General features: G+C 36.2%; 13 protein-coding genes. 9 read left to right on the top strand and 4 right to left on the bottom strand.

What is annotated here, in order from left to right:
- Window positions 1-117 precede the first annotated feature (117 nt).
- The 8 genes from KI356_RS02645 to KI356_RS02610 all read left to right on the top strand — a co-directional run bounded on the left by KI356_RS02645 (window position 118) and on the right by KI356_RS02610 (window position 6099).
- The gene (locus KI356_RS02645) at window positions 118-1623 is read left to right on the top strand and encodes a spore germination protein (RefSeq protein WP_128283122.1); all 1506 of its coding nucleotides are present in this window, start codon (window positions 118-120) and stop codon (window positions 1621-1623) included.
- Window positions 1620-2702: a spore germination protein GerYC gene (gene gerYC, locus KI356_RS02640; protein ID WP_128283121.1), complete on the top strand. Its 1083-nt coding sequence runs from the start codon at window positions 1620-1622 to the stop codon at window positions 2700-2702. Before KI356_RS02645 ends, gerYC begins: the two co-directional genes overlap by 4 nt.
- A gap of 12 nt (window positions 2703-2714) precedes the next feature.
- Entirely contained in the window at window positions 2715-3824 is a 1110-nt protein-coding gene (locus KI356_RS02635) for a GerAB/ArcD/ProY family transporter (protein ID WP_088095237.1), read from the top strand.
- 45 nt (window positions 3825-3869) lie between these two features.
- Entirely contained in the window at window positions 3870-4379 is a 510-nt protein-coding gene (locus tag KI356_RS02630; protein ID WP_088095236.1) for a PCYCGC domain-containing protein, read from the top strand.
- A gap of 122 nt (window positions 4380-4501) precedes the next feature.
- Window positions 4502-4750, top strand: coding sequence for a YhdB family protein (locus KI356_RS02625; protein ID WP_128283120.1), 249 nt, complete (start codon window positions 4502-4504; stop codon window positions 4748-4750).
- 166 nt (window positions 4751-4916) lie between these two features.
- Window positions 4917-5336 carry a disulfide formation protein C gene (locus tag KI356_RS02620; protein WP_002159213.1) on the top strand — a complete coding sequence of 140 codons (420 nt, stop codon included), beginning with the start codon at window positions 4917-4919 and terminating at the stop codon, window positions 5334-5336.
- A 12-nt stretch (window positions 5337-5348) separates the two neighbouring features.
- On the top strand, window positions 5349-5810 hold the full coding sequence (locus tag KI356_RS02615; protein ID WP_128283119.1) for a thioredoxin family protein: 462 nt from the start codon (window positions 5349-5351) through the stop codon (window positions 5808-5810).
- Between the two features lie 73 nt (window positions 5811-5883).
- Complete coding sequence (locus tag KI356_RS02610; protein ID WP_128283118.1) at window positions 5884-6099, top strand: DUF1540 domain-containing protein; 216 nt, start codon at window positions 5884-5886, stop codon at window positions 6097-6099.
- A 32-nt stretch (window positions 6100-6131) separates the two neighbouring features.
- Here the strand turns inward: KI356_RS02610 and KI356_RS02605 are convergent, their stop codons facing one another.
- The 3 genes from KI356_RS02605 to KI356_RS02595 form a co-directional block, all read right to left on the bottom strand.
- Window positions 6132-6383, bottom strand: coding sequence for a hypothetical protein (locus KI356_RS02605; protein ID WP_002010684.1), 252 nt, complete (start codon window positions 6381-6383; stop codon window positions 6132-6134).
- Window positions 6384-6547: 164 nt separating this feature from the next.
- Complete coding sequence (locus KI356_RS02600) at window positions 6548-7309, bottom strand: L,D-transpeptidase (protein WP_128283117.1); 762 nt, start codon at window positions 7307-7309, stop codon at window positions 6548-6550.
- Window positions 7310-7530: 221 nt separating this feature from the next.
- On the bottom strand, window positions 7531-8397 hold the full coding sequence (locus tag KI356_RS02595; protein ID WP_128283193.1) for an SDR family oxidoreductase: 867 nt from the start codon (window positions 8395-8397) through the stop codon (window positions 7531-7533).
- A gap of 224 nt (window positions 8398-8621) precedes the next feature.
- On the opposite strand from KI356_RS02595, the gene KI356_RS02590 reads away from it, so the two are divergent.
- A complete protein-coding gene (locus KI356_RS02590) occupies window positions 8622-9923 on the top strand; it encodes an NCS2 family permease (protein ID WP_128283116.1) in 1302 nt (433 codons plus the stop codon).
- Window positions 9924-9984: 61 nt separating this feature from the next.
- On the opposite strand, the gene KI356_RS02585 is transcribed toward KI356_RS02590, so the two are convergent.
- Window positions 9985-10166: sugar ABC transporter ATPase (locus tag KI356_RS02585; RefSeq protein ID WP_212934726.1), on the bottom strand; the 182-nt coding region annotated here is incomplete at its 5' end.

Raw genomic sequence — 10166 nt, 5'->3', positions numbered from 1 at the left:
ATGAACAACCCCCCCACTGATTAAAGTTTCACTTTATAAACTTTCAATTTTTAAGTATAAATTCCCGTCTTTCCCAAAAACTAACACAAGTAAATGATGTATGTAAGGGGGGAGAAAATGTTCCGTTTGTCACCTAAAAAGAAGAAAAAAGCACTCTGTTCTATTCCGGAGTTTATCCACACTATGAAAGAATCCAGTGATTTCGTGTCTTATAACGTAGTAGACGATGGAACATTGTGTTTGTTTTATTATAAATCTACAGCCGAACCACTCCTCATTAATCGATTCATTTTGACACCTATCAAAAGAGAATTAGATCACATTGAAAATATAAGTGATATAGCAAATATCGTCACACTCGAAGAGATTATCACCAATCCTTCTATTGATGATATTCGTGAAAAATTATTAGGTGGGTATGTACTCATACAGCTAAAGAATGATTCTCAAGCAGCAGAATATGCGCTTATTCGTGCTGAAAGTTCAGTTTTAGGTACACGGTTATATAACGATACAGAGAATGAATATAGTGTCATCGGTCCAAAAGTCGGGTTCGTTGAGAATATCGATACAAATATACACTTACTTCGCCGAAATATCGTAATGGAGCAATTAGTTTTCAAAGAAGTTGTCGTTGGCTCTATGTCAAAAACAAAGGTCGTAGTTGCTTACATCGAAGGCATTACAAATGAACAGCACGTCAATACTGCAATGCAGCGCCTACAAGACATTGACTTTGATGTTCCTTTCGATGCCACTATGATTGAGCAGTTTATTAGCGATAACAGTAACTCGCCCTTCCCTGTCTTATTACCTACAGAGCGCTTAGATCGTTCTGTTTATGCACTCATTAATGGAGGCGTTGTTATTTTAACAGACGGTTCGCCTTATGCATTAGCCGGACCGGCGACGTTACTCGATTTCTTCGTCTCTCCAGAAGATTATTATTTACCATGGATAGCAGGCTCATTTCTTAGAATGGTTCGTTTTTTCGGAGCTGCATTCTCTCTATTTTCATCAGCTATTTATACAGCTGTATTGACGTATCATTATCAAATGATTCCGGCTGATTTACTTGGTCCTATTATTTATTCTAGAGCTAACGTACCGTTCCCACCTGTTTTAGAGGCGCTTTTTTTAGAAATTACAATTGAATTACTGCGTGAAGCTGGAGCACGTTTACCAACTAAAGTCGGCCAAACAATTGGTATTGTTGGAGGAATCGTAATTGGGCAAGCATCTGTTGAAGCGGCTTTAACGAGCACTATTTTATTAATTGCGGTTGCGTTATCTGCACTTGCGTCTTTTACAACACCAACAGTAAAAATGTCTTCTACCATCCGAATATTACGATTCCCTCTCATCATCTTAGCTGGAGCATTTGGCGGCGTAGGTCTTATCGTCGGATTCGTATTCATATTAGCTCATTTAATTCGCTTAAAATCACTTGGTTCACCTTATTTATTACCTTTATACCCATTTCGAGGTTTAGGAACTGCAGAGGGGCTCCTTCGCTTGCCATTTAGTCAAACTGCTGGACGTTCCTCTTTTCTGAGACCGAAAAAGAAATGGCGCTATGATCCAAACAATGCAAAAAGGAAACGTGATGGTGAAGAAAAATGAAAAATATTTTATTATGCTTTGCTATTATCGTTTTAATTTTCCAATCGGGATGTACACAACCGAATATAGTAGACACACAGCGAATGATTCATGTAGGTGGATTTGATATAACGAAAGACAAACAATTTCGCGGGACGATTTTATATCCCGATTACACAAAAGGCGTTCAATCAAAACCAGAAACTCAGTCAACTACTGCTGGCACGATTGAAACAATATCTTCACGACTAAATGCAAAATCGCCTCATACTATCGCTGTCGGTCAAATGCGTGTTGTGCTTTTTGGAAAATCCATTGGCGAACATGGAATTGGCGATATTATAAATAATTTGCAACGTGATCCTAATATTGGTCGAGATGTTCAACTAGCACTGGTAGACGGTTCTACAGAAAAACTGCTCAAACATATTAAAACAAATGGATCACTATATCTGTCTGACTTACTGGAGCAAAACATAGAAACCGAAACGATTCCACGGACTGCTTTAAATATTTTTTTATATAACTTTTATTCATCAGGATGCGATCCATTTCTTCCTTATATTGAAATGGATGAAGACAAGTCCGCTTCCATTAAAGGACTCGCTTTTTTAAAAAAGGATAAAGTGGTTATGTACACAGATAAAAAAGGATCTTTTTTATTAAAATTACTCCTTAATCCAACTACAAATGGTCGTTACGAAGTTCCAATACAGCAAGGTAACCATAAAGGATTAATTGCCACTCAAAACTTATCTGGAAAGAGCGTTTGTTACATTTCCGATACTGGTGACATGCCGAAAGTTCATATTCACCTAAAATTAAACGGACTCATAAAAAGCGCTCCAAGCTGGCTTGATTTAGCGAAAAACGAAAACATAACTTACATAAAAAAACATGTAGAAAAAACAGTTGAGAAACATTTAAACGAATTAATAAAACAATTCCAAGAAAAAGAGGTCGATCCGATAGGGATACGGGAAGAAATTCGTAGTCATTCAAGAAAATGGACTATAAAACAAATTCAAGAAATGTACCCTAATGTAGATGTTGCTGTTCACGTACAAATCAATGTTGTGCAATCTGGTATCGGAGAATAGTGAGGTGTTACAATGGCTGAGCAAAATAAAACAATGACTGTTTCCCCTTATTTCACATTTCTTTTATTACACTCTCTTCAAATTGGAGTAGGCGTGTTAGGATACCAACGAGTTATTGCACAATATGCTGGTTATGATTCTTGGATTTCCCTTATTGTTGCGGGTGTCTTAACTCATATCGTACTGTTTTGTATGTTAAAGATGTTAGATAAAGACAATGATTTGATGACCATTCATACGACATGTTTCGGAAAATGGATTGGAACCTTTTTGTCTATGTGCTTTGCCGCATATCTTCTCTTATTTTGCCTTACTGTGCTTCGTACATATATTGAAGTCATTCAAGTTTGGGTCTTTCCTACAATTAAGCCATGGAAATTAACATTATTATTTTTACTCGTGACGTATTACGTAATAAAAGGCGGCTTCCGCTCTGTAACAGGAATGTGTTTTTGGGGCGTCATAATACCAATTTTCGTACTATTCTTCTTAGTTTTCCCTATGAAATACGCACATGTCCGTAATGTTTTACCTATTTTCACCCATTCACCTGCAGACATTCTATATTCAGCGAAAGCATCTGCATTAGAGTTTCTTGGATTTGAAGCAATTCTTATCTTTTATCCACTTATTAAAAAGGGAAAATCACTACATAAATGGGCACATGGCGGGATTGCTTTCACAACTATTTTATATGTAATACTAGCAATCGTTTCCCTTATGTACTATAGTCAGGGGCAACTGCATCATACAATTTGGCCTACTTTAACGATGCTAAAAATTATTAAAGTGCCATTCATTCAGCGATTTGAATACATTATTATTTTCATCTGGTTTCTTATTATTTTACCTAATCTTTGTTTAACCATTTGGTCTTCTTGTCGTATTAGTAAATACTCTTTTCACATACCATTTAACATTACATTACCATTGTTTATCGCGACTATATTTGTTTCATCTCTGTTTTTCACAAACAGGGAAAGCATCAATACATTAAATACCGTACTTTCTCAGGCCGGCTTATATATTGTATACGCTTATATCCCGATTTTATTTCTATTCCATTCACTGCGGTGGCGATTCAAAAATCAGTCGAAAAAATCTTCACCCAACGCACCATGATATTTGATACAATTTGGTTAATACATTTGTAAAGGGGACAAGCGAATGAAAAAGTATGTATTTTCTTTACTTGCAGTACTGAGCCTAATTCTTGCTGGATGCGGGAGTACTGGTACAAATGACAAAAAATCTTCTGAATCAAAAGAAGAGCATGATCATGCCACGCATACTCAGCAAGCTGACATTCAAGAAAAGACAAAAGGAGTCGACACACTTCCAACCTTCCTAGACAAGCTTGATCCACAAATGAAAGACATCTACACTGTCGCTGGACAAAATGCTGAACTATTAGATTGGATCCCTTGTTACTGCGGTTGTGGCGAAAGTGTAGGGCATAAAAATAATAAAAATTGCTTTATTCGTGAAATCAAAAAGAATGGTGAAGTTGTTTGGGATTCCCATGCAACAACTTGTGTAAATTGCCTAGAAATCGCAGTTGAATCTGCTTCGATGAAACAAAAAGGAAAATCAACACTTGAAATTCGTAATTATATTGATAATAAGTACAAAGAAGGATATGGGAAACCAACACCTACGCCAATGCCAAAAGCTTAGAAACGAGGAGATACCTCGTTTTTTTCTTTTCATTCACTTTTTCTCTTAACAAATTCTTTCAAGTGTATTTCTCCTTGCTTGTCACACACTATATATAACTCCTCAAGTAAGGAGGGTACACAGTGCAAACATATAACGACTATGACAAAGCTCTCTATTACACGTATTGCTGTAATTGGGATAAATTACTCGTTTTAATGGTTCAAACGAATGATCAGTTATTTTCTAAACGTATTGAACACTTTTTACACGCTTATCAATACAGTAAAGAACTACCACAAGTTGATAAACAATTGCAGCTCCTATTTCAATATATTGACCATGCATCCCAAAAGTCACATGTAGAAGAAGTAGAGCAAATTCAAATGTAAAATATAGCGCTATTCTCTCTAAGAGAATGGCGCTTTTTTGAACATTTTTATATCAATAAAAGTTTCCTTTTACAAAACTTTTATTGATAAACATATTTTCTCTTTCTTTTCTGTACTACTTCATACTATAATTTAGTATGTAACTATTATAAGTGAGGTATAAAATATGGGACGAGAAAAAAAGCAAGAGTATGCTTTATTTACTGCATGGGGAGCTTCTTTTATTGCTACGCTAGGTAGCCTATACTTTTCCGAAATCATGAAATTTGAGCCTTGTGTCCTTTGCTGGTATCAACGTATCTTTATGTATCCATTCGTTTTATGGCTCGGCATTGCTGTAGTAAAAAAAGATTATCGCATTGCAAGTTATTCCTTACCAATTGCAAGTATTGGTGCTTGTATTTCATTATATCACTATGCAATTCAAAAACTTTCAGCACTATCAGCTGCAGGAGCAGCTTGCGGACGCGTACCTTGTACGGGAGAATACATAAACTGGTTCGGCTTTGTGACAATCCCGTTTTTAGCTCTTATTGGCTTTATCACAATCGCTATTTGCAGCTTTATTGTAATTAAAAACAAATAAGGAGATGAAAGAATGAAAAAAATGCTTATATTTGGTGGTATTATTATCGCTTTGTTTGCAGCAATTTTCGCTGTAACACAAATGGAAGAAAAAAGCGCATCCACAAGTCAAAGTCAAAAACTTAATAATCCTACTAGTAGTCCAACAGATGGTCCTGACTACTACACAAATAAAATCTCTCTTTCAGATCTCCAAAAGAATTTAAAAGAGAAAAAAGAAGAAACAGTATACTTTTATCAAACCTCTTGCGTTCATTGCCAAAAATTATCTCCTATCGTAGTACCAATGGCTAAAGACTTGAACGTTGATATGAAAGTTATGGATATTGAAAAACTAGATGCTCCTTGGGATGAATATAAAATTAAAGGAACTCCAACAATCATTCATTTTAAAGATGGCAAAGAAGTGAGCCGTATTAGCGGGGAACAACCGAAAGATAAATTAAAAGAATGGCTTGAGCAAACGAAGAAATAACGAGAAAAGGAAACTCCTTCTATACATGAAATCCGGGTAAAATCCCACACTAATGTATAAGGAGGGGGTTTTTATGCCAGAAGTAAAATGCTCTGTTTCCAATTGCTCATTTTGGGGACAAGGTAATTTTTGTCAAGCAAGTGCGATCGTTGTTCAACCTGATGCACAAGAAGCAGATCAAATTGAAAACAGTTTATATACAGGCGCAACTTTAACAAACGAGACGCTAGAAAGTTCTGTAACAACGAGTGTAGAAACTTGTTGTCATACATTTAAGCCAAAATTTTAAACGTAAAAGCATACGATTAGTCGTATGCTTTTTTACATTCCTCTCCAGAAATCATGCATCATAAAAAAGTACAAAATAACGAGAAGAACCGTCCCGCACAAAGTAATACGTCGGTATATACTCTTCTCCCCTTCCCTCGCTTTAACAAACGCCCAGATAAATCCGAAGAACAATATTAAATCAACATATGGAACATAAAAGGAAAAGACAAGAAACGCATACAAATACACGATAAATAAACAGGTCGTTACTAAGAAAATTTTAAATGCAAATTCACTTTTCATACTGTAACCGCCTCCCAATCTGTACTGTATTATATTCAGCAAAATATAATAGTTGCTGTTTCAATTTTTTTATCCCGCGATTGGTATGGACTCATAATCAAAAAAATGAAAACACTCGAATTAAACTTCATCACAAATAAGCTACCGCCTATACACGGTAGCTATTACGGAACATTATATTTTCTTTTATATATATTACTTAAAATCGAATAAGGTAATTGCTCATAACGAATTTTTTCTCCTGTTTCATCTGCAATATACAAATTGTTTCCTATATAATATATTCCATCTTTTCGTTTGGAATACACTGTATATTTTTCATTTGGCAATACCGTTTTTACTTTCGTCAATTGCCCATTCGGTTCTTGCCAATATATATTTACACGATCTACTAACGTAAGCATTCCAATTTGTTCTTCTTCCACTTTACGACCATTCCAGCTCACAACACGATAACCAAGCTTATGTGCTTCATATTCAGGACTCGTATAAAACCGAGAAATAATTACTTTCGTCTGTAATTGTACCCGGTCGTATAACCATTGTATGTCCCGATCATGCATGCGAATACAACCATTCGATTCCCTGCTTCCAATCGTCCATTCCCGATTTGTCCCATGAATCGCATATTCCTTTTTATCCAGACCGAGCCACCTCGTACCGAGAGGATTATTCGGTGCACCCCCAGCTATTTTTTTACGATGATATTCTTTATTTTTATATTTAGTTATAATACAAAAATTACCTTCAGGCGTCGGGGTCCTATCTCTTCCTGTCGTTATCGGAAATGTCCTAGTGTAGTTTCCATCTTCAAAAAAAGATAGCTGATTTGTCGTAAGGTTAACTAATATTAAATGATCTGTATTAGCAAAAACGCTAGCTGGTAGGCAGAAAAATAGGATTACGATAAACCATACTTTCTTCATCTAAATCCTCCCTAGCACTAACATCATAATAAGGTGAAACTTTACTCGGTGGGGGTTTTGTCCATCCCCTACTGAGTATTAGCCTTCACCAACCGGGCATTTAAGGGCAGTTATCTCCCACCTAATTTCCTTGCATTCACCGAATTTTGAGGTAGGAGTCTTACTGCCCGCAAATAGCGGGATAAATGCAATTAGCTTTACTTTGCTCTTATAAATGAAAACTATCCATTTACAATAACGCCCCCATTTACATGTATCATCTGTCCTGTTACATAGGCCGAATCACTAGACGCCAAATATACATATGCAGGCGCTAATTCATACGGCTGACCAGGTCTTTGCATAGGAACATTGCTCCCGAACTGTGATACTTTTTTCTCATCAAAACTAGATGGAATAAGAGGTGTCCAAATTGGACCTGGTGCAACACCATTTACACGAATTCCTTTTTGTACAAGGGACTGAGATAGCGACCTTGTAAAAGCAACAATTGCTCCTTTCGTTGCAGAATAATCAATCAACGTTTCATTTCCTTCATACGCAACAATAGATGCTGTGTTTATAATTACATCCCCTTGCTTTAAATGAGAGAGTGCTGCTTTTGTAACATGAAAATAAGAAAAAATATTAATACGGAACGTTTTTTCTAACTGTTCCGCTGTAATATATTCTAGTCCTTGCTGCGGATATTGCTGTGCGACGTTATTCACAAGAACATTTAAACTTCCCAGCTGCCGGGCGGTCTCTTCCACAACATCTTTACAATGTTGTTCACTACTCAAATCCCCCGGCAGTAATACACAATTCACGCCTTCTTTTTCAACAAGTTGTTTCGTCTCATTTGCATCTTGATCCTCATCTAAATAAGCAATCGCAATATTTGCGCCCTCTTTTGCAAAGGCGATGGAAACAGCGCGTCCAATCCCGCTATCTCCCCCCGTAATTAATACATTCTTTCCTTTTAACTTTTCACTTCCTTTATAATTTGGGTCTTCAAACTTTGGAAGAGGATTCATTAACGATTCAATGCCAGGCTGTTTATTTTGATGTTGCGCAGGCATTGTTAAAAAGTTTTTTTGCTGCGGCATAACTTTCTTCAACTCCTTTTCCCTTATAATGTGCACAATGATAAAAACTACTTACACATTAAAAAACCGCAATTCATACTCATTGATAAGGTTAATATTCGAATTTAAGACATAAAATATGAATTGTTCTAAAGTTTTTATGCAAAACTATTGCAAAATAGATAAAAAACGAATATTATATATAACTGTTGTGAAAATTATTCGTAAAAAGAAAGGATGTTTATATGTTTAACCTTTCAAAACATAAAACTTCTATTAAAACTGAAATTATGGCAGGTATTATTACCTTTTTAACAATGGCATATATTATTGTCGTAAACCCTGTCATCCTTGGGGATGCAGGTGTTCCGTTTGAACAAGCATTTACAGCGACAATTATTGCAGCTGTTGTCGGAACATTATTTATGGCGATCTTTACAAATTTACCAATCGCAATTGCACCGGGTATGGGATTAAATGCTTACTTCTCTTACTCTGTTGTAAAAGCCCATGAAGGCATGACTTTCGCAATTGCATTCTCTGCTGTATTCGTAGCAGGTATGATTTTAATTTTGTTATCATTCACATCTTTCCGTACAAAATTAATGGAAGTAATTCCCGAAAACTTAAAACATGCACTTACTGCTGGTATTGGTCTTTTTATTGCTTTTATCGGTTTGCGCTTAACAGGAATTGTTACAAAAAATGATGCAAACTTAGTTGGCCTTGGCGATCTTCACTCTGCTCCGGTTCTACTAGCATTAGCTGGCCTTGGAATTACAATTATCCTTATGTCTTTAAATGTAAATGGCGCATTATTTATCGGAATGTTATTAACTGGTATTATCGCTTACTTCACAGGTCAATTAACATTTTCAAATGGCGTTACGTCAATGCCTGGATTACCAGAAGGAATTATCGTTGCAAATCCAATTACTGCTGTTTCTGATGTAATTAATTACGGATTATACGGCGTTGTGTTCTCATTCTTCCTCGTTACACTATTTGATACAACAGGAACATTACTTGGTGTAGCACAACAAGGCGGATTTATGAAAGACGGAAAGCTTCCAAAAGCAGGACGAGCTCTTCTATCTGACTCATTCTCAGCAACAATTGGAGCTATGTTCGGAACGACACCATCAACAGCTTACATTGAATCATCTGCTGGTGTTGCAGCTGGTGGCCGTACTGGTTTAACAACTGTGACAGTAGCTGTTCTATTTGCATTAGCAGCATTTTTCGGACCTTTAGTGAGCGCGGTTTCTGGCGTTTCAGCTATTACAGCACCCTCACTAATTATCGTTGGTAGTCTTATGATGGGTTCAGTTCGATATATTGATTGGGACACATTCGATGAAGCATTCCCAGCATTTTTAGTAATTTTAAGCATGCCACTTACATCAAGTATCTCAACAGGGATCGCACTTGGATTTATTTCATACCCTCTTATGAAAGTGGCAAAAGGACAATTCCGCGCTGTTCATCCACTTATATATTTATTTGGAATTTTGTTTGCTTATCAATTGGTATTCTTGCCACATTAAAACCCCTCTTTGTGAGGGGTTTTTTTATAAATAAAAAAGTAGAGCATCGAATTCCTATGCTCTACTTTCCTTTTGCAACAATCATACGAACTACTTTTAACGCAAGTAGTAAGAGAAAGTTCGCTACTGCTACAAGTCCTAAGAAGACTGCTATCATCAGCTCTCCCATTCCGTTATTCAATACAAACATAACAGAAGAAATGAAAGCCAAAATAAACAATACTAACGTTGGTATATATTTAA

The organism is Bacillus hominis (genome assembly GCF_018332515.1).
Lineage (GTDB): Bacteria > Bacillota > Bacilli > Bacillales > Bacillaceae_G > Bacillus_A > Bacillus_A hominis.
This window is presented reverse-complemented; position numbering and strand designations above follow the sequence as displayed.

Bases quoted from the DNA above. Each gene is read 5' to 3' on its own strand.
- KI356_RS02645 (WP_128283122.1), top strand. From the start codon at position 118: ATGTTCCGTTTGTCACCTAAAAAGAAGAAAAAAGCACTCTGTTCTATT.
- gerYC (WP_128283121.1), top strand. From the start codon at position 1,620: ATGAAAAATATTTTATTATGCTTTGCTATTATCGTTTTAATTTTCCAA.
- KI356_RS02635 (WP_088095237.1), top strand. From the start codon at position 2,715: ATGGCTGAGCAAAATAAAACAATGACTGTTTCCCCTTATTTCACATTT.
- KI356_RS02630 (WP_088095236.1), top strand. From the start codon at position 3,870: ATGAAAAAGTATGTATTTTCTTTACTTGCAGTACTGAGCCTAATTCTT.
- KI356_RS02620 (WP_002159213.1), top strand. From the start codon at position 4,917: ATGGGACGAGAAAAAAAGCAAGAGTATGCTTTATTTACTGCATGGGGA.
- KI356_RS02615 (WP_128283119.1), top strand. From the start codon at position 5,349: ATGAAAAAAATGCTTATATTTGGTGGTATTATTATCGCTTTGTTTGCA.
- KI356_RS02610 (WP_128283118.1), top strand. From the start codon at position 5,884: ATGCCAGAAGTAAAATGCTCTGTTTCCAATTGCTCATTTTGGGGACAA.
- KI356_RS02605 (WP_002010684.1), bottom strand. From the start codon at position 6,383: ATGAAAAGTGAATTTGCATTTAAAATTTTCTTAGTAACGACCTGTTTA.
- KI356_RS02600 (WP_128283117.1), bottom strand. From the start codon at position 7,309: ATGAAGAAAGTATGGTTTATCGTAATCCTATTTTTCTGCCTACCAGCT.
- KI356_RS02595 (WP_128283193.1), bottom strand. From the start codon at position 8,397: ATGCCGCAGCAAAAAAACTTTTTAACAATGCCTGCGCAACATCAAAAT.
- KI356_RS02590 (WP_128283116.1), top strand. From the start codon at position 8,622: ATGTTTAACCTTTCAAAACATAAAACTTCTATTAAAACTGAAATTATG.